Source organism: Stenotrophomonas sp. I18B00994, from assembly GCF_014145825.1.
In the GTDB taxonomy this organism is placed as follows: domain Bacteria; phylum Pseudomonadota; class Gammaproteobacteria; order Xanthomonadales; family Xanthomonadaceae; genus Stenotrophomonas; species Stenotrophomonas maltophilia.
In genome coordinates, this window is sequence record NZ_JACIUW010000001.1 from 314,175 (window position 1) to 332,333 (window position 18,159).

Sequence of the window (18,159 nt, forward strand, 5' to 3'; positions counted from 1 at the left end):
ACCGCTCCAGGCCGCGACCCCTAGCATGGCCCAGGTGGATCTGCTGGCCCATGCGCGTCTCCAGGTCAGCTACCTCAATGGGCAATTGGGCCGGAAAGTAGCAGGAGGTCGACTGCTAGTTGGGTTTCTGCAGAAGGGGCAAGCCCTGCTCAAGGATCTAGGAGAGATCTAGGTCGCGGGAGTCAAATACGCTAGGGGCTGAAATCGAAGTTCAGGTCTGGCCCTAAGGCAGAAGGCCAAAGCAGACCAAGGTCGTCCGTGGATTTGGGATGTTTATCGAGGGCAGGGTGGATGTCCGCTTCTGGCCGGAAGCGGACATTGGGCGGCGACCGGCCCGGTGATGGCATCCGCCTTCGACCCAAAGCGGGCATCGTTCTCGACACACCTGAGTTGATCCGTACTCCAAAGCCTGTTTCCGCTACCCCTTGTAGTGCTCGACGTAGAGCCCCAAAGCTGCCAACGACGCATACACGGCGGACCCAGCGTTGGTCGCGTACAAGGCAAAGGGAACCGGAGGATCGCAGGGAACTGTTGCGATGAACCACGGAGCTGAGCTCGTCAAGCTCGTCCTAGGTGATGTGAGGAATCCTAGCTCCCTACGCATACCTAGCGCCTCGCGGACGTACGCCTTGTTCCAGCCGCCAGTCTTGCACGAGACCCCAAGAAGTAACTCCGTAAATGCGGGATAGCGACGGGTCTTAATCGGACGATATACACCGACGTCAATCTCGTGACGGTCAGCCGCTTTGACCACCGTCGTGCCTTTCCAGCTATGGCTTAGTGTGGTGACCTGCACTGAAATCCTAATCTCGAGCTTCTCAGTAGACGTAGATCCACTGATGTAATCGTGATCCGGATGGTTTGCTTTGCATGGAGATCCTCCAAACGTCAGGACGCCTGCCATCTTGGGGGTACACGTGAGCTTGTAGCCCGCACTATCGATGATTCGCAGAAGCCTAAGCAGCACCCGAAGTTCGTAAGCCTTTCCTTGCGCGTAGGGAGACCCGCTCGCCTTAGCACGCGAAATGGCTGCTTTCACAGCGTTGAGGATTGCTAACTTACTGATCGTCACAGTCGCGGTCCTCGTGGCGCGTGTTCCTCGCGAGGGTCGTCCGGTGGCAGATATCGAGCGATATAGGCCTCAAGATCTGCCTGCTCGTGATCCGTCAAACGCTGGGGTGATACAGTTGGTAGATGTGACCGGATTGAGCGAACTCGGCGACCTTCTGGTGTCTCAACAGTGTAATGAACGTCCTCCAGTCCGGTGAGACCTTGGACCAGCTTCCCGATCTCACCCAAGGTTTGCGAGAGGGCGTCTTGGGTCGTCACAGGTCTAAAATCGAGAACCGCCGCAAGTGCGGCTGCAGCTTGTGCATTCGTGTCGTCCTCGTAATCAGACATCGCCTGAACAATCGCGGAGCGAAGCGATCTAACAATTTGTGGATCAAGCTCAGACGCAAGGGCTAGCGCCTTCCCTATCTCCCTAATTACCTCTTCACCACCTTGATCTTCTGCCATTCACAACTCCACAGCTGTAGACATTAACGGGCCGCGCGGGATGAACCGCCCGGATTCTCTAAATTCAATTGCCGAAGGTTGCCGTTGGCAATGTTCCTTAAGAGTAAGGCACAGTGCGGTTTGGTTCCATAAGCGGATCGCGCTGGCTGTATCCCGAAGTGTGCGATGACGCCGAAGCTGGATAGTGTCGCTGAATTGGACCATCAGGCACTTAGGTCTGAGCCCTGATACAGATTGATGATATGACTCCAAGTCGCGTACGGGCTGCGAAGAGCACCGGCTACTTTGGTCCGCTTCTGACCGAAAGCGGACATTCGTTTAACCAAGGGTGAAGGAAACTTTTAGGGCCAGGATGGACTTCAACTCTCTCGTTCGCTCGCTTCTATCCGATGCGAAGATGCGCCGTAACAAGCCTCTGCGAGACTAGTGCGCGAGCCAGGTCGCTGACATTGCTCCATGGCCTATGACGTGCCCCGCACCCGCTGGTCAAATGGAACCGCCCTCGGCACCATGGGCACGACCATCTAAGGAGTTCTTCATGCTCTACCAAGATAAGTACGTCGCCTTCATCGACATGCTCGGGTTCTCCGCACTTGTCCAAGAGTCGGCAGCCGACATGAGCAAGCTTGATGAAATAGCAGAGGCCATCGACAGACTAAAGAACACAGCGTGCTGCAACCCAGCAACAGGACTTTTGTTCACTTACTTCAGCGACTGCATCGTCATATCAAGCAGCCGCTCTCCTGCTGGCCTTGCCGACATCCTGAGCTGCATCAGAATGTTGGCCGAGAACCTGCTAGTGGTTGATATATTGATACGTGGAGGGCTCACAGTTGGAAGCATTCATCATGATTCTCAGATGATCTTCGGACCGGCGATGCTGGACGCCTATCGCATGGAATGTAAGGAAGCACGCAATCCCATGGTGCTCGTGAGCGAAGAGGTGCGATCGGATGCTCGCGCTGCGGGGTTAAGCAACCTGTTGACGTGGGATGACGAAGAGCCAGACCGCCACTATGTCCACTATCTGATCTCGTACAGCGCTTATGACTCTAATCCAAGGGCGGGCGTCGTGATTCTCGATAGCCAGGCCGCTCTCATCCGGCATTTCATCGCCAAGAGGCTGCTAGGCGCTCCGGGTAAGATCCTGGATAAAGCCGAGTGGATGGAACGATATTGGAACGAGAAGGTGGCGACAGGTGGAATTCTCGGACGTGTTGACAGGGTCGCAGACCTTGTTAGGCCCAATGCGCGACCATTTCGCAGCAGACTCGCCGTTCTAGCACCGCAACCGGGCGCCACTAGTGTGGACTAGCGAATCAGGCAAGCAGCTGCCGATTCCTTGCAAAGATTCAATTCAATTGGCCATACGGAAGCACGTGCAATCCCTGATGGCAGTCGGGACCACCATCTCCCCATTGCCAGCCGCGTCTGAACCAGCGCCCGGAACGCTTCAGCGGAAGGGGCTGGTCCCTTCCGCTGGTGCCTGCCCTGGTTGCACCGGCTATGCGCGGCCACCACGTTCCCGGACACGTCTCTGCCCCCGTCCTGTTGGGCCACCAGGTGCTCGGCGGTGCATTGAAAGGCTCGGGCCTTACTGGCCTTCAGCCCGAGCTCTGAGGGTGCAGTGAGCCACATCGGCAGGCCGCAATAGAAGCAACGGCCCGATTGGGCGTAGAAGGCAGAAGTGCGAAGGGATCTGCGGCGTTTGGCGGTCATGGATGGCTCCGGAATCGAAGGATTCCCGTGCCCCCATTGGGTGGACCTCGGGCACCCGGAGCCTATTGGCTATGCGGGCACAACACCGGCGCTTTATAGCGACTGGCTAAGGCGTTATAGCTCAGCGCTTGAGCCGCTACAAGGCCCAGATGCCGACCAGAACGGGAGGGAGTCACCGACGCCCAGTTAAGGTCAAAGCTTGGTCAGGGGGCGAGCGACGCGCTTGAGCAGGTGGAGCGGGGCGTGGCGCGTCACCCAGGGAAGTCGCGGTGTTGTAGTCCTGCTCAACCCGCTGAACTGTTCGCACGTTCAGGCCCGAGATCTCGTCTAATTGTTCTTGCGACCAATGTCGCGACTGGCGGAACTGGGAAGTGCAGGCGACAAGCTCTGACCGATCAGGTGCGCAGTTGGGAACTCAAGGGCGAGCTGGATGTGGAGCCAGAAATCGAGGGCGTCTTAGGTGCGGATCCAGGAATCAAGGGCATCTTTGGGGGAGATCTGGAAATCGCGGGCGTCCTTGTGGGGAAATACGGGCGGACAGCTGTGGGATCTGGGGCGTTTCCGTTGTGGCAGTCATCAGCCCAGCCATTGCCATGCGGAGGACACGAAGGCTGCGGCCGCCCGATACAGCATTTCGCATAATGTATATTATGTTACCAAGAGGTCTACCCATACGAACCCCAATCAGTCCAGTCCTGGCCGCACGCTGCTCCCCTTCAAGCAACCCTCCCAACGCCCGCAGAACCTGGCTCCACGGCGCCAACTTCTCACCCAGCATGCAGGCCCGCCGGTGTAGGCTCGACGCACCACTTAAGGACGGGTTTGGCGATGCGCCTGGCTGATTTTATCGAACGGAATGCGCGGGAAATCCTCGAAGACGCGGTGGCATTCGCCGAAACGCAGGCGCCCGATACCGTCGAGTTCAGCGCAAAGCAACTTCGGAATCATCTTCCCCAGATTCTTCAGGCGGTCGTAGACGATCTCAGATCGCCTCAAACAGCCTCCCAGCAGGTCGCAAAGTCCCACGGGCTTGCACCGTTGAAACCCGGCCCCGAGTCCGCCGCGTCCTATCATGGCCGAACCCGCGCCATCGCCGGCTTTGGTCTCAACCAGATGGTGGCTGAGTATCGAGCACTCCGGGCTTCGGTACTTCGGCGATGGGCATCCGACCAGCAGCTGATAACTTCATCGATCGATGACATCCTTCGTTTCAATGAGGCCATCGACCAGGCGGTCGCCGAATCCCTTGCTCAGTTCTCTGCCGAGGTCGAATCCTGGCGGCAGATCTTCCTGGCAGCGCTCGGGCATGATCTCCGAGGTCCTTTGGCAGCGGTCATGTTCTCGGCGGACACTCTGGCCAGTGGGCTGCAGGATCCGGCATTGTCCAGGCAGGCCTAGCGGATCATCAATGGCAGCATGCGCATGAACAAGCTGCTCGACGACCTGCTGGCTTACAGCCGCAGCAAGCTGGGCGATGGCATGGCCATTCATCCGGTGGACTGCGATCTTGCCCAATCGCTTGGCGAGGAAGTCGAATTGCTTCGCGCTGCCCTGCACCACGTCCCCATCAAATATGAGGCTGAAGGCGATGCCCGCGGTTGCTTCGATGCCTCTTCGTTGCGCGAGGCGGTTCACAACCTCACGACCAACGCTGCAAAGTACGGAGAACACGGCACCGATGTGCGGATCAGCCTTGAGGGCCTCGTCGACCAGATCATGATCACGGTGAGCAACACCGGGGCCGAACTATCGGACGAAGCGTTCAACAGTCTGTTCGATCCCTTGCGCAGAGGCTCGCACAACGCGTCACAAGGCGAACACGCGAGCTTGGGCCTCGGCCTGTTCCTGGTGCGGGAAATCTGCCACGCGCACCGCGGCAAGGTCCATGGGCGATGGCGGGATGGTCGCACTTCATTCGTCATCACGCTCCCAAAGAACGCTGATTGAGGCGACCGGCCCGGCGACGGCACTACAGGAACCTGTGCATCACGAAGACATCGACCAACCCCAACTGACCGTGCCGGAACGCCTTCGGTAACGTCCCGACCACGTCGAACCCCAGCTTCCGGTACAGCGCCACCGCCGGGCCGTTGGTACTGACCACGTAATTGAACTGCATGGCCAGGAATCCTTCCGCCCTCGCCCGCTCCAGGCTGTGTTCCACCAGCGCCCGGCCCACGCCTTGCCTCTGTGCCGGCGCATCCACCACATACGTGGCGCTGGCCACATGCGCCCCCAGATCAGGGAAGTTCGGGCCCATCTTGTACATGCCCGCCACCCGGCCCTCCAGCACAGCTACATGAGGCGCCTGGGCCTGGAACCAATGCGCGCGAAACGTCTCGACGGCGAAAGAGCCGGCAAAGGGCAGCGCATCCTGCGTCGCAATGGCCGTCTTGAACATGCCCCACATCACGTCGAAATCGCCTGCGCGGGCGGGCCGGATCTCCATGCGTCTCCTGCAGATCTGTGGTCATGACCAGGCCGCACACTACCAGAATCGAGCTCCGGCCCCGTAGCTGCTTCACGCGCCACCGCCATCCGCTCCGTAATAGTTGCGGAAATTCCAACCTTTTGAGCAGTAGATGCCCCCTGTTTCCGCGCACATCCCGCACCGGCTTCGTCGATGGCGCGTTCCTGCCTACGTCCTGCTGGGCATCTACCTGCTGTATCTGCTGGCCGGCAACATCTTCCTCAACACGCCCCTGTTCGACCAGGTCACCAACCGCAAGCCGCACAAGTTCGTAATGACCACTGGGCCGGCCATTACGCTGTTGCCCGGCCACGTGATCGCCTGGAACGTGCACATGCGCGGCCACGTGAACCACACCGTCTACGTGTTGCATGCAGACCGCGCCAGCGCCCGATTGGCGGTGCTGCCCCTGTTCCAGCGCGAGGTGCGGGTGCCAAGGCTGCAGGCCACCGGGGTTTCCGCCGAGATCAGCCGCGTCGAAGAGGCCATCCCTTCACCGCCGCGCAGCGACCAGGGCTGGACCTTGCGTTTCGACGCCATCCACAGCGACAGCATCCGCAGCGCACGCTTCGGCAAGCTGCTGATCATCGGCAAGGGCCAGGGTACCGTGGGGTTCCTGAAGCAGCTGCGTGGCGGCCCATCCGAACTGTTCGATTCCGAGGTCTCATTCAGCAAGGCAGACACCAGCTATGACGGCGTGCAGCTGTTGGGCGACATGGATCTCACCGCGCGCTTCAGCTATCCGCGCCATTATCGGGACCAGGCGCCCGGCCTGGCCAAGTTGAAGCTGCTGCATGCCCAGCTCGAGGTGGACGCCCGCAGCCAGGGCCTGCGCATGGACACCGATGCCACAACGCCGAAGATCTCCAGCGCGCCCGTGCCCGGGCGCCTGCAGTTGGCGCTCCACCTGATCGATAGCCAGCTGCAGCCCGGCGACCACGCGCTGTGGCAGGTGCCGCTCCATCTGGGTGATGGCGCCCCCGATCGCGGCATGCTGGCACTGCAGCTCAATGTAGCCAAGGACCTGCGCCTGCAGGCCCGCCTGCCGCCAAAGCCCGGTTCAGGCAGCGAGGTGGATGCCGATCTGCATATCAGTGGCCGGGACATTCCCTTCCAGCAGCCCGCCCAGCTGCTGGAACGCAGCTCTGGCTCAGTGCGCGGCGAATGGACGTTCACCTCGCTCAACTGGATCCCTGCTCTGTTCGTCCGCAAGCCGTGGCTGCAGCTGGACGGCGGCGGCACGCTGAAAGCCGATCTGCACCTGCGCAATGGTGAACTGATCGAAGGCAGCACCGTGGACATCCCGGCTGCCGAGGCCGTGGCCGAAGTCGCCGGCGTACGCCTGGCGGGCACGGCCAGCGCCCATGGCCAGTTGAAGACCGGCAGCCCCAGCCAGGCCCAGCTGTCCGTCCGGCTGCCGCGATTCACTGCGCGGCCAACCGATGCCAGGGACGTGCGCCTGTTCGACGGCCGGGATCTGGCCCTGGACCTGACCGGCGATGGCCGCCTGCAGGAACTGCGCAAAGGCGTCCGCGCGCAGCTGCGCTTCAGTGAAGCCACCATCCCTGATCTGACCGCCTACAACCGCTACCTCGGCTCACCGCAGGTGCGGCTGCTGCGTGGCACTGGCACCGTCAGCGGTGATGCGACCCTCGATACCGACGGGCGCGTCGGCCATGGCATGGCCCGGCTGTTGGGGCGCAACGCCAGTGCAAAGGTGGCAGGGTTGGACATGGGCGGCGATATCGACGTGAACGCAACGCTGCGCCGCGGTGACTTCAATCAGCGTCATTTCGATCTGTCCGGCACCACGGTCGAGCTGCGCAACGTGCAGGTGGCGGACACGCAGGGCTCGACGGCATGGAAAGGCCGCGTGGCCTTCAAGCGTGGCCGTATCGATGCGCAGTCTCCGTTCCAGGTGGATGCCACCACGGACCTGGATCTCAGCGATGCGCGACCGTTGCTGGCGCTGTTCGCAGAACGCACCGACTACCCGCGCTGGACCTTGTCGCTGCTGGATTCCGGACAGGTACAGGCACAGGCGACGCTGCGCTGGCGCCCTGGCCATCTGGTCATCGATGGCCTGCAGGCCGAGAACGATCGGCTGTCGGTACGCGCGCGGCTGGATCTGCTGGAACAGCGCAAACGCGGTGATCTCTATCTCCGGTGGGGGCTGCTGGGTGCGGGCATCGAGCTGGACGGCGATCAGCGCCAATGGCATCTGGCCAAGGCGCGCGAGTGGTTTGATCAACGGCCTTCCCTGCTGCCAGCAGGTCAGGGATCGTCTGCCGCCGGATCTTCAGACTGAAGGCCCGCGACCTGCATCCATTCGCGGCCTCTGCGCGTATACCGGATCATGCGCATCAGGGAGCTGTACGGTATGAAGCGGAGTTCGCAGGTTTTCGGGCTGCTGGGATGGGTGGCGATCACCTTCGTCGCGGCCGCCCTGGGCGCGTGGGCGTCCACATCCGCGGCCAGCTTCTACGCTACCCTCGATCTTCCCCCGTGGGCACCACCGGCCAGTGTCTTTGGTCCGGTGTGGACCCTGCTCTACGCCATGATGGCGATTGCCGCGTGGTTGGTGTGGCGCGAACGCGGTTGGCGCGGGGCACGTCCGGCGCTGATGCTCTACCTGGTGCAGCTTGCCGTCAATGCGCTGTGGAGCTGGCTGTTCTTCGGCTGGAAGCTGGGCGCCCTGGCCTTCGTTGACATTCTTGTATTGATTGCGCTGGTTTGCGCAGCGATCGTCGCGTTTGCGCGCATCCGTCCGACTGCGGCGGCGCTGCTGCTTCCCTATCTGGCCTGGATCTCGTTCGCCTCGGCGCTCAACTTTGCGGTATGGCGAGCCAATCCCGGGCTGCTGTGATCTCCGCCGCTTACGCCTGGGCAACCACCTGCGGGCGCCAGGTCCGCAGCAGGGCCGGCTTGAACGCCTGCTGCCCGCAGCCGGTAGGGCATCGCACCACCCGCGCCGCAGTGTGGCTGACCAGGCCCTGCCCTTCTTCGGCCTTGAAGATCGTCTCGCAGGACAGGCACCGGGCAACCAGCGAATACAGGTGCAGCAGCCGGCCACTGGCCGGGTCCTGCAGCGCGTCCACATCCAGCAGTTCAAACTGGCAGCTGTCAGCCAGCATGCGGTACGGGGACAGGGGCGCGGGCTGCAGGTTCACGGGGCGGTCGCTCAGGGAAGTGGATCCACTCTAGGCAATGATCTGTCGAGCTGATGTGCAGCGTAGATGTATTCTTCGCGAAAACCTCAAGTGCTCGACCTCGTCCCTACATGAAGAATTCAGCTTGGACAGAAGCACGCTTCACACGCATACACTGGTAGGCGAATGCACGATTTTGCTTCACCATTGAGGGGTACCGGATGTACCACTGGGCCTTTCCAGCCATCCACGAATGATGAGTCCCGCCCTTGATGCCTTCTGCTGAGTCCGCGCACGACACTGCCTTGTCCAGTTGCGCGCGCGAACCGATCCACACCCCCGGCGCGATCCAGCCCTACGGTGTGCTTCTGGTCGTTGAACCGGAGTCCCTGCAGGTGCGCGAGCGCGCCATCAGCCAGCCCGGGCTGCTGCAGCAGTTCGGCGAACCGTTGATGCGGCACGTCAGTGAGGTGTTCGGCGGCGTGCTGGCGCCGTTCCAGGGCTTGTTCCAGCAGGCCGTGATCGGCAGCAGCGCCCATGTCGGTGCCGTGCATCTGGACGGCCACGGCCGGCATCAGCTGCTGGTGCACCGTTCCGCCACCGATCTGCTGGTCGAGCTGGAAGCACCGGTTCCGGGCCAGCCCGGCTCGCTGGAAGAGCTGTATCCGGCCATCCGCGAGCTGATGGCCGGCATCGAGTCGGCCAGCACCGTGGAAGATCTCTGCCAGCTGGCTGCCGCGCACATGCGCCGGCTCACCGGCTTCGACCGCACCCTGGTCTACCAGTTCGATGCTGGCTGGAACGGTGTCGTGGTGGCCGAGGATGGCAACGGCCTGTTGCCGTCCTACCTGGACCTGCGCTTCCCCGAATCGGATATTCCAGCACAGGCCCGCGAACTCTACCGCCGCAACCGGGTACGCCTGATCGCGGACAACAGCTACACCCCGGCCCCGCTGATGCGGGCCGAGGATCAACGCGACGCGCCGCCCACCGACCTGAGCATGGCGGTGCTGCGCAGCGTCTCGCCGGTGCACCTGCACTACATGCGCAACATGGGTACCGGCGCGTCGATGTCGGTATCGCTGGTGCATGAAGGCCGCTTGTGGGGCCTGGTGTCCTGCCACACCGTGCAGCCACGCCGCCTGCCCTACCACGTGCGCACTGCCTGCGAGTTCATGGGCCAGATCCTGTCGCTGCAGATTGCGTTGAAGGAGCGTGCGCGTGCGATCGAAGAGCGCGTTGCCCGTCGTTCCATACTGGTCAAGCTACTGGGTCGCATGGCCGGCGACGAGGACTTCATGGCGGCCCTGCGCCAGGACGAGGCCAGCCTGCTGTCGCTGACAGGCGCGGCCGGCGCGGCGATCGTGCACAAGGGCGATTGCCTGCGTGTTGGCCAGTGCCCTTCTTCCAGCGACGTGCTGGCCCTGGCGAACTGGCTGGCCACGCAGCAGGCCGGCCAGGAAACCTACTGCACCGATCACCTGGCAGCCGACTGGTCGCCTGCCGCGCACCTGGCCGACGTCGCCAGCGGCCTGCTGGCGGTGTCCATTTCGCAGCTGCATGACAGTTACCTGATGTGGTTCCGCCCGGAAGTGGTGCGCACCGTGCGCTGGGGCGGCGATCCCCGCAAGGAAGCAGCACCGGGCGTGGCGCTGTCCCCGCGCAACTCGTTCGAGGCCTGGAAGGAGACCGTGCAGCAGCGCAGCCTGCCGTGGAGCGACGCTGACTGCGACGCGGCACACGAGATGCGCACGGCCATCGTCGATATCGTGTTGCGCAAGGCCGAGGAAATGGCCGAACTGAACGAGCAGCTGCTCCGCAGCAACAAGGAACTGGAAGCCTTCTCCTATTCGGTCAGCCACGACCTGCGCGCTCCGTTCCGTCACATTGTCGGCTATTCCGAGCTGCTGGGCAGCTCGGCGGGCGAGCGCCTGAACGATACCGAGCGCCGATTCCTGGACACGATCGTGGAATCGGCCAAGTCCGCCGGAACACTGGTGGATGACCTGCTCAGCTTCTCGCAGATGGGGCGCTCCACGCTTGGGCGTGTGCGGCTGGACATGAGCGCGCTGGCCGAGGATGTGCGCCGGAGCCTGGCCCTGGACTACACCGGCCGCGACGTGCAGTGGACGCTCGCACCGCTGCCGGAGGTCGAGGCCGATCCGACGATGCTGCGCCTGGTATGGCAGAACCTGCTGGCCAACGCGATCAAGTTCACCCGCGAGCGCGAACACGCGGTGATCGAGGTTGGTCACGAGCGAAACGACGACGAAGACCACTTTTTCGTGCGCGACAACGGCTGCGGCTTCGACATGCGCTACGTGGACAAGCTGTTCGGCGTGTTCCAGCGCCTGCACCACGTCGAAGAGTTCGAAGGCACCGGCATCGGCCTGGCCAATGTCCGCCGCATCATCGGCCGCCATGGCGGCCGTACCTGGGCCGAGGGCGAGCCCGGCAAGGGCGCCACGATCCATTTCACCCTACCCCGCTTCACAGGAGAACACCCATGAGGGACCTGCGGCCGATCCTCCTGGTAGAGGACAGCCCCAAGGATGCAGAGCTGACGATGGCCGCGCTTGCGCGCTGCCAGCTGTTGAACGATGTCATCCATGTACGCGACGGCGCCGAAGCGCTGGATTACCTGCGCTGCGAAGGCAAGTTCGCCGGCGCCATGCACGGCGGCCCGGTGGTGGTGCTGCTGGACCTGAAGCTGCCCAAGGTCAATGGCCTGGAGGTGCTGGAACAGGTGCGTGGCGACCCGCAGCTGAGCAGCACGCCGGTGGTGATGTTGACCTCCTCGCGCGAAGAACAGGATCTCGTGCGCAGTTACGAACTGGGCGTGAATGCCTTCGTGGTCAAGCCGGTCGACTTCAAGGAATTCTTCGACGCCATCCAGGGGCTGGGCATGTTCTGGGGCATCACCAACCAGCCACCACCGCATCGGCCCAATGGCTCGGGGCAGCACAACAATGCGTGATGGATCGCGCCGCAGCGAGCGCCTGCGCATCCTCATGCTGGAGGACAGCGCGCTTGATGCGGAGCTGATCACCGCACAGCTGCGGCGTGCCGGCCTGGAATTCGAGGCCGAGCGCCTGTGGACCCGCAACGCGTTCATCGAGGCCATCGACAGCCGTGCGTTCGACGTGATCCTCGCCGACCACGTGCTGCCCGGATTCGATGGCGATGCGGCCCTCGCACTGGCACGCGAGCGGACTCCGCAGACCCCTTTCATCTTCGTCTCCGGCACGCTGACCGAAGAGCTGGCGGTGCAGGCGCTGACCCGTGGCGCGCGCGACTATGTAGTCAAGCAGCGCCTGCAGCGCCTGCCGGATGCGATTCGCCGCGCCCGCCAGGAAGCCCATGAGCGCAACCAGCTGCTTCATGCGCAGGCTGCGCTGAATGAGAGCCAGGCGCAGCTGCAGCAGGTGACGGATGCCGTACCCGCGCTGATCGCCCAGCTCGACAACGCGCATCGCTACCGGTTCGCCAACAAGGCGTTCCTGGACTGGCATGGATTCAGCCTGGCCGAGCTGCTGGGCCGGACAGCGCGCGAGGTCAGCGGCATTTCCGCCTTCGAACACGCCCTGCCGAGCCTGGAACGGGTACTGCAGGGCGAGCGCACCAGCTTCCAGGTCGAACTGGTGCACCGCAGCGGGCAATCACGATTCGTGCAGATGGACTGCGTGCCTGAGCATGCGGCCGACGGCAGCGTGGCCGGCTACATCTGCCTGGGTAGCGACGTCTCGCAGCTGAAACAGGCCGAGCTGGCCCTGCGCGAGGACAACCAGCTGCTCGAGCAGCAGGTGCAGGCGCGCACGGCCGAGTTGCGCGCCAGCAAACGGCGCCTGCAGGCGATCTTCGAATCCAGCTTCCAGCATCAGATGCTGCTGGATCTGTCCGGGCGCGTGGTGGATGCCAATGACGCGTCACTGGCCGCAGTGCTGGCGGAAAAGAAGGACGTGCTTGGCCAACGCTTCGGTGAATCGCTCTGGTTCGCCACAACCGATGGCATCGGCGCGCTGATCGATCGGGCCGTCGCTGCAGCCGTGCAGGGCCGGAGTTCGCTGCATTCATTGGAGCTGGAACTCCCGACCGGGCCGCGCAGCTTCGATTTTTCGTTCCGCCCGCTGCTCGATGCCGAAGGCGTGGTCACCGCCGTGGTCTCCGAGGCCGTGGAAACCACGGCGCGCCTCCAGGCCGAACATGCACTGCGCCAATCACAGAAGATCGAGGCGGTCGGCCAGCTCACCGGCGGCATCGCGCATGATTTCAACAACATCCTGACGGTCATCTCCGGCAACGTCGAGCACGCCATGCTGCTGAATGAGCGCGCGGGGGAAGCCGGGGCGATGGTCAGCCGGGCGCTGGACAACGCGCTGAAGGGTGTCGGGCGTGCCGCCAGCCTGACCCAGCGCCTGCTGGCGTTTGCCCGACGCCAGCCGCTGCCCAGCCAGGCCGCCAACCTCCACGAGCGCCTGCTGGACATGCACGACATGCTGCAGCGTGCACTGGGTGAGCTGGTGCAGCTGGAGATCCGCAGCGCCGAGGACATCTGGTGCGTGGAGATCGACATCAGCCAGCTGGAGGCCTCCGTACTGAACCTGGCGGTGAATGCCCGCGATGCGATGCCGCACGGCGGGCGGTTGGTGATCGAGGTCGACAACAGCCACCTCGACCACGACTACGCTGCCCTGTTCCCGGATGCAACACCAGGCCAGTACGTGATGTTGCGGGTGCGCGACAACGGCCATGGCATGGACGCGGCCACCCTGGCCCGGGTGTTCGAACCGTTCTTCACCACCAAGCAGGTCGGCCGCGGCACCGGGCTGGGACTGTCGATGGTGCATGGGTTCGTCAAGCAGTCCGGCGGCCACGTGCTGATCGATTCGGTGGAAGGCGGCGGCACGAGCATTACCATGATGTTTCCGCGCTCGCCGCTGACCCTGCCCCGCGAAACACGCACCCCGCAGACCGGCCTGGCCGACTACTCGCCGCGCGAGGAAACCATTCTGGTGGCCGAGGACAACGACGATGTCCGCGCCTACACGGTGGATTCGCTGCGGCTGCTCGGCTACCGCGTGCTGGAAGCCCACGATGGCCCCTCCGCGCTACGGTTGCTGGAGCGCCCCGACACCAGGGTGGACCTGCTGTTCTCGGACGTGGTGATGCCCGGCATGTTGGGCTGGGAGCTGGTCCGTCAAGTCCGCGAACGCTGGCCGGAAGTCGCCGTCCTGTTCACGTCGGGCTATCCACGTGACCACGATCAGGCGGGCAGCCAGGGACGCGCGGTTGCCCTGCTGCCGAAGCCGTTTACGCGAAGTGACCTGGCGCTGGCGGTACGCACTGCGCTGGAGGCCGCGCCGCACTGAGCTCAGGAGGCCGGATCGCCTAGGCCAGCGGCGATCCGGTTGATGTCCGCGCACTCCACCGTGGCCGGCGGATGCTCCCTGCCGGCCAGTGCAATCATCGCCTGACCGAGAGCCAGATTGCTGGTCATCAGCGATGGCGCAATCGCGCTGGCCAGCTTCATCAGCGGCGCACCGCCCCAGTACAGGGGCTTCAACAGGGCATGACGGGTGCCGGTGCCCGGGACCGGCCTGACACCGCCCGGGCGCAGCATCACGGTGCGCACCGGCAGGCCGTGCAATGCGACCTCGGTCTCGCCCTTGATCCTCAACGGCATCAGCCGGCTCCGAGGGTCCGCGCCGGCACCGGATACATACAGAAAGCACCCTTCGGGATTCGCAGCCGCCCAGGCACGGGCCACCGCCAGGGTGGTGTCCAGGGTCACGCGTCGGTACTCGGCCTCTGCCGTGCCGACCGGTGGCGCCCCGGCACAGTAGAAGCAGGCATCGAACCCGGCCAGTTCATCCGACCGGTCCTGGATACGCAGGAAGTCCGGAACGATCAGTTCGCTGCCGGCGCCGCTCAGACTTCCTGGATGGCGGACCAGCGCTGTCAGGCGGGACACCTGCGGTGAGCGTTGGCAGGCCAGCGCCACACCCTGCCCGACCAGGCCTGCGGCACCGGTCAACAGAATCCGTAATGCGCCCGTCCCGGCCATCGTCGTCCCCGCTAGAGTTTCACGAAACGCTGGATCTTCCGCGCCAGCCAGCCACTGAACACCAGCGGCGCATCCAGCGCTGACACGCAGATGCAGGGGACACCGGGCGCGGTCACCGGTTGATGCTCCACGTCTTCGTCCAGATCTGCCACGTCGCCCGGCGCGAACAGCCCCAGCGCATCGTTGTACGAACCCCGCAGGATCTGGGTCAGTTCGCTGCGGCCATGGCTGTGCATGGGCAGGCATTTGCCCGGGGCGATCTTCAGCATGATCAGCGAAGGCATCTGCTCTGCACGGATGCAGTGCACGCCCGGCGCCATCCAGCGCCAGCGCAGGTCGCTGAGCGAGGCGCCGAAGTACGGATGCAGCGATGCAGGCAGATGGTCCGGATTGGCCTCAGGGCGCTCCTTCGGCACGGGGCGTGCGACCCCAGCCATGGGCACCGGCGCTTCCGCGGCCAGCTGCATCAGCATCGCCTCGCGCAGTTGTTCGCGTCGCGTCTCCGCTGCAGGTGGCTGGGTCTGCTCCAGCAGCACCGAGCCGATCGCTTCGGCGTCGCGCAGGCGCTGTCGGCAATGGGGGCACTGCTCCAGATGGGCACCGGCGACGATGCTCAACGGCGCCGGCAGCGCGCCGGCGGCATAGCTCATCAGGGTCGATTCGTGCAGATGGTGGTGCGGGTTCACAGCGCACCTCCCACTTTGGCCTGAAGCTGCAGAAAGGCGCGGCGCAGGTGCGATTTGACCGTTCCCAGCGGCATTCCCAGCGCCTCTGCGATCTCGCTGTGGCTCTTGGCCTCAAAATAGGACATCCGCACCAGCCGCGCCTGTACTGCGGGCAGTTCGTTGATGCGCTGGCGCAGACGCGCCTGGTCGGCGAACTGCTCGGCACTGCTGCGCTCGATCACATCCAGCGTTGCAGCGTCCTCCACCGCTGCCTGCACCTGCATCCAGCTGCGCTCGCGACGGATGCGATCGATATGCAGGTTTCGCGCAATCCGGTACAGCCACGTACTGAGGGCGCCTTGGGCTGCGTCGTAGTCGGCGGCCCGCAGCCACAGGCGCAGCAGGCATTCCTGGGCCAGTTCCTCGGCGACGCCGTCGGGTGCACCCAGGCCGCGCAGGTACACGCACAGCCGCGGCATGAAGTAGTCATAGATCCGCATGAAACAGTCGCGGTCGCGCAGGCGCGCCACGCCGTCCATGTCACCGGCCCAGTTCGTCGGCTCGCTGCTCGGCTGCTGGGAACTGGACACGGTGCGTGCGCTATCGAAGTTGAGGAGTGTGCTGGCGGCGTCAGGGTACATCCGGGTTCGCGGCGGGCGGGTGAAGGTCTGTCCTCTGTACGCGCAGGGGCAGCAATTGGATGCAGACGGCACGACGCATCCAACCGGCCGCCCCCGCCGTATGACCTGGGCCCTCCTCTTCCGGATGAAGACCCATGCGCACTGCCTGGCTGCTGCTGTGCCTGCCCCAAGCCGCGCTGGCGGCACCCTGGTTGCGAAGCGAGGGCGTGGCCACCTCCGCGCAGGGCGACCTCCTCTACCGTGAAGTGCACTGGCGACGCGAGGCAACGGAGGGCGCCGAGCGCTGGGTGCTGTACCAGTGCCCGGATGGCCAACCCTTCGCCCGCAAGCATCTGCCCGCCAGCGCCCGCCCACAGGCACGGGGATATTCGCTGGAGGACCGCCGCAGCGGCCAGACCGCCGAGGTCGACGCCGCCGGCGACTCGGTGTCGATTGCATGGAAGGAGGATGCCGCCAGTGAGCTGCGCAGGCGCCGGCTTGAACAGCCGCCGGACGCGGTGATCGATGCGGGGTTTGATGCCGCAGTACGCCTGCACTGGCCGGCGCTGCTGCGCGGCGAACGCATCACACTGCCGTTCCTGGTGCCTGCACGCCAGCGCTACTTCCCGGTGCAGGTGCGGCGCGTCGGCCCGGTACGCTGGCAGGGCATCGACGCCCAGGCCATCGAGGTCAGCCTGGACACCTGGTACGGCGGCATCGCGCCGCGCCTGGCCCTGGTCTACGCCACGGCCGACCGTCGCCTGCTGGAGTTCCGCGGCACCAGCAACCTGCGCGATGCGCGCGGCACTTATCCGCAGGTGACGGTGCGCTTCCGGTCGCCAGCTGCCGAGCGACCGGCAGGTGACTGGCAACAGGCGTGGGCGCAGCCCCTGGCCGAGCGTTGCGCCGTGACGCCCAGGTGAAGCGAAATTCAGTTCGAAGTGGCGCATCCATTGCGCACCCTGCTGCGTAAAGGAAGACACGACACCCGCCGAGATCCGCCATGGCCTCTGTAGCGCCCCTCCCCCGTCGACGCTGGCGCCTGCTGCGTACGTTGCAGCGGTGGGTGGATACCAGCAACGCCACAGAGACCACCGGCGAACAGCCAGGACGCATCGACTGGGTGCGCGCGGTACCCTTTGCACTGATGCACCTGGCCTGCATCGCGGTGATCTGGGTGGGCGTGTCATGGACGGCGGTCGTCGTGGCCACGGCGCTCTACGCCGTGCGCATGTTCGCCATCACGGCGTTCTATCACCGCTACTTCTCGCACCGCACCTTCCAGGCATCGCGTCCGGTGCAGTTCGTGTTCGCAGTCATCGGCGCGTCCAGCGTGCAGCGCGGCCCGCTGTGGTGGGCCGCCCATCATCGCCACCACCATCGGCATGCCGACCAGCCACTGGACCCGCATTCGCCGCGCGAAGGCGGCTTCTGGCGCAGCCACATGGGCTGGTTCCTCACCCGCGAGGCATTCGCGACCGATCTGTCGCGGGTACCTGACCTGGCGCGCTTCCCCGAACTGCGCTGGCTCGACCGTTTCGATACCGCCATTCCCGTGCTGCTGGCCGTCGGACTGTATGCATTGGGTGCAGCACTGGAACGCTGGGCGCCCGGCCTGCACACCACGGGCCCGCAGTTGCTGGTGTGGGGCTTCTTCATCTCCACCATCGTGCTGTTCCATGCCACCGTCACCATCAATTCGCTGGCCCACCGTTTCGGCCGCCGCCGCTTCGAGACCCGCGACGACAGCCGCAACAACCTGTGGCTGGCGCTGCTCACCTTCGGTGAGGGCTGGCACAACAACCATCACTTTTTCCCCGGCACCGTGCGCCAGGGCTTCCGCTGGTGGGAGGTGGACCTGACGTGGTACGGACTGCGCGCGATGGCGGCGCTGGGCCTGGTCAAAGGGCTCAAGCCCATCCCCGAGTGGGTCCTGGCCAAGGCGAGGTACTGA

General features: G+C 64.2%; 15 protein-coding genes and 1 pseudogene. 10 read left to right on the top strand and 6 right to left on the bottom strand.

Features of this window, described 5'->3' with window-relative positions:
* The first annotated feature begins 2,056 nt into the window (after positions 1–2,056).
* Positions 2,057–2,833 (top strand): hypothetical protein, encoded by a 777-nt coding sequence (locus H4O10_RS01490; protein ID WP_032966761.1) that lies wholly within the window; start codon positions 2,057–2,059, stop codon positions 2,831–2,833.
* 576 nt (positions 2,834–3,409) lie between these two features.
* Here the strand turns inward: H4O10_RS01490 and H4O10_RS22445 are convergent.
* A pseudogene (locus H4O10_RS22445) lies at positions 3,410–3,592 on the bottom strand (hypothetical protein); the annotation flags it as partial.
* Positions 3,593–4,065: 473 nt separating this feature from the next.
* On the opposite strand from H4O10_RS22445, the gene H4O10_RS22220 reads away from it, so the two are divergent.
* Both H4O10_RS22220 and H4O10_RS22225 read left to right on the top strand, forming a co-directional pair.
* Positions 4,066–4,635: an RsbRD N-terminal domain-containing protein gene (locus H4O10_RS22220; RefSeq protein WP_224481995.1), complete on the top strand. Its 570-nt coding sequence runs from the start codon at positions 4,066–4,068 to the stop codon at positions 4,633–4,635.
* A gap of 24 nt (positions 4,636–4,659) precedes the next feature.
* A complete protein-coding gene (locus H4O10_RS22225) occupies positions 4,660–5,184 on the top strand; it encodes a HAMP domain-containing sensor histidine kinase (protein WP_224481987.1) in 525 nt (174 codons plus the stop codon).
* Between the two features lie 22 nt (positions 5,185–5,206).
* On the opposite strand, the gene H4O10_RS01500 is transcribed toward H4O10_RS22225, so the two are convergent.
* Positions 5,207–5,686: a GNAT family N-acetyltransferase gene (locus tag H4O10_RS01500; protein WP_076738934.1), complete on the bottom strand. Its 480-nt coding sequence runs from the start codon at positions 5,684–5,686 to the stop codon at positions 5,207–5,209.
* A 133-nt stretch (positions 5,687–5,819) separates the two neighbouring features.
* On the opposite strand from H4O10_RS01500, the gene H4O10_RS01505 reads away from it, so the two are divergent.
* Positions 5,820–8,015, top strand: coding sequence for a hypothetical protein (locus H4O10_RS01505; RefSeq protein ID WP_076738933.1), 2,196 nt, complete (start codon positions 5,820–5,822; stop codon positions 8,013–8,015).
* 72 nt (positions 8,016–8,087) lie between these two features.
* Entirely contained in the window at positions 8,088–8,573 is a 486-nt protein-coding gene (locus H4O10_RS01510; RefSeq protein WP_044571331.1) for a TspO/MBR family protein, read from the top strand.
* A gap of 10 nt (positions 8,574–8,583) precedes the next feature.
* On the opposite strand, the gene H4O10_RS01515 is transcribed toward H4O10_RS01510, so the two are convergent.
* Positions 8,584–8,877, bottom strand: a complete 294-nt coding sequence (locus H4O10_RS01515; protein WP_005413314.1) for a hypothetical protein — start codon at positions 8,875–8,877, stop codon at positions 8,584–8,586.
* 251 nt (positions 8,878–9,128) lie between these two features.
* Here H4O10_RS01515 and H4O10_RS01520 point away from each other — a divergent pair, with 251 nt between their 5' ends.
* From H4O10_RS01520 to H4O10_RS01530, 3 genes are read left to right on the top strand one after another with little or no spacing between them, the layout of a single operon-like run.
* Positions 9,129–11,366: an ATP-binding protein gene (locus H4O10_RS01520; RefSeq protein WP_012480164.1), complete on the top strand. Its 2,238-nt coding sequence runs from the start codon at positions 9,129–9,131 to the stop codon at positions 11,364–11,366.
* Positions 11,363–11,833 carry a response regulator gene (locus tag H4O10_RS01525; RefSeq protein WP_005409633.1) on the top strand — a complete coding sequence of 157 codons (471 nt, stop codon included), beginning with the start codon at positions 11,363–11,365 and terminating at the stop codon, positions 11,831–11,833. The genes H4O10_RS01520 and H4O10_RS01525 overlap by 4 nt, the downstream gene beginning before the upstream one ends.
* Positions 11,826–14,225 carry a hybrid sensor histidine kinase/response regulator gene (locus H4O10_RS01530; protein WP_182680957.1) on the top strand — a complete coding sequence of 800 codons (2,400 nt, stop codon included), beginning with the start codon at positions 11,826–11,828 and terminating at the stop codon, positions 14,223–14,225. Before H4O10_RS01525 ends, H4O10_RS01530 begins: the two co-directional genes overlap by 8 nt.
* Positions 14,226–14,227: 2 nt before the next feature.
* Here H4O10_RS01530 and H4O10_RS01535 read toward each other — a convergent pair whose 3' ends face one another.
* Genes H4O10_RS01535 through H4O10_RS01545 form a run of 3 tightly spaced genes read right to left on the bottom strand, consistent with a single transcriptional unit; the run spans position 14,228 to position 16,226 of the window.
* Entirely contained in the window at positions 14,228–14,920 is a 693-nt protein-coding gene (locus H4O10_RS01535; protein ID WP_005409631.1) for a hypothetical protein, read from the bottom strand.
* A gap of 11 nt (positions 14,921–14,931) precedes the next feature.
* Entirely contained in the window at positions 14,932–15,606 is a 675-nt protein-coding gene (locus H4O10_RS01540; protein ID WP_005409630.1) for a ChrR family anti-sigma-E factor, read from the bottom strand.
* Positions 15,603–16,226: a sigma-70 family RNA polymerase sigma factor gene (locus H4O10_RS01545; protein ID WP_005409629.1), complete on the bottom strand. Its 624-nt coding sequence runs from the start codon at positions 16,224–16,226 to the stop codon at positions 15,603–15,605. The genes H4O10_RS01540 and H4O10_RS01545 overlap by 4 nt, the downstream gene beginning before the upstream one ends.
* A gap of 134 nt (positions 16,227–16,360) precedes the next feature.
* On the opposite strand from H4O10_RS01545, the gene H4O10_RS01550 reads away from it, so the two are divergent.
* Positions 16,361–17,128, top strand: coding sequence for a hypothetical protein (locus tag H4O10_RS01550; RefSeq protein WP_005409628.1), 768 nt, complete (start codon positions 16,361–16,363; stop codon positions 17,126–17,128).
* A gap of 80 nt (positions 17,129–17,208) precedes the next feature.
* On the top strand, positions 17,209–18,159 hold the full coding sequence (locus tag H4O10_RS01555; protein WP_043033535.1) for an acyl-CoA desaturase: 951 nt from the start codon (positions 17,209–17,211) through the stop codon (positions 18,157–18,159).

Excerpts from the sequence above, each read along its gene's own strand:
- H4O10_RS01520 (WP_012480164.1), top strand. The coding sequence starts at position 9,129 with ATGCCTTCTGCTGAGTCCGCGCACGACACTGCCTTGTCCAGTTGCGCG.
- H4O10_RS01550 (WP_005409628.1), top strand. The coding sequence starts at position 16,361 with ATGCGCACTGCCTGGCTGCTGCTGTGCCTGCCCCAAGCCGCGCTGGCG.
- H4O10_RS01530 (WP_182680957.1), top strand. The coding sequence starts at position 11,826 with ATGCGTGATGGATCGCGCCGCAGCGAGCGCCTGCGCATCCTCATGCTG.
- H4O10_RS22225 (WP_224481987.1), top strand. The coding sequence starts at position 4,660 with ATGAACAAGCTGCTCGACGACCTGCTGGCTTACAGCCGCAGCAAGCTG.
- H4O10_RS01505 (WP_076738933.1), top strand. The coding sequence starts at position 5,820 with ATGCCCCCTGTTTCCGCGCACATCCCGCACCGGCTTCGTCGATGGCGC.
- H4O10_RS01535 (WP_005409631.1), bottom strand. The coding sequence starts at position 14,920 with ATGGCCGGGACGGGCGCATTACGGATTCTGTTGACCGGTGCCGCAGGC.
- H4O10_RS01490 (WP_032966761.1), top strand. The coding sequence starts at position 2,057 with ATGCTCTACCAAGATAAGTACGTCGCCTTCATCGACATGCTCGGGTTC.
- H4O10_RS01555 (WP_043033535.1), top strand. The coding sequence starts at position 17,209 with ATGGCCTCTGTAGCGCCCCTCCCCCGTCGACGCTGGCGCCTGCTGCGT.
- H4O10_RS01500 (WP_076738934.1), bottom strand. The coding sequence starts at position 5,686 with ATGGAGATCCGGCCCGCCCGCGCAGGCGATTTCGACGTGATGTGGGGC.
- H4O10_RS01510 (WP_044571331.1), top strand. The coding sequence starts at position 8,088 with ATGAAGCGGAGTTCGCAGGTTTTCGGGCTGCTGGGATGGGTGGCGATC.
- H4O10_RS01545 (WP_005409629.1), bottom strand. The coding sequence starts at position 16,226 with ATGTACCCTGACGCCGCCAGCACACTCCTCAACTTCGATAGCGCACGC.
- H4O10_RS01525 (WP_005409633.1), top strand. The coding sequence starts at position 11,363 with ATGAGGGACCTGCGGCCGATCCTCCTGGTAGAGGACAGCCCCAAGGAT.
- H4O10_RS22220 (WP_224481995.1), top strand. The coding sequence starts at position 4,066 with ATGCGCCTGGCTGATTTTATCGAACGGAATGCGCGGGAAATCCTCGAA.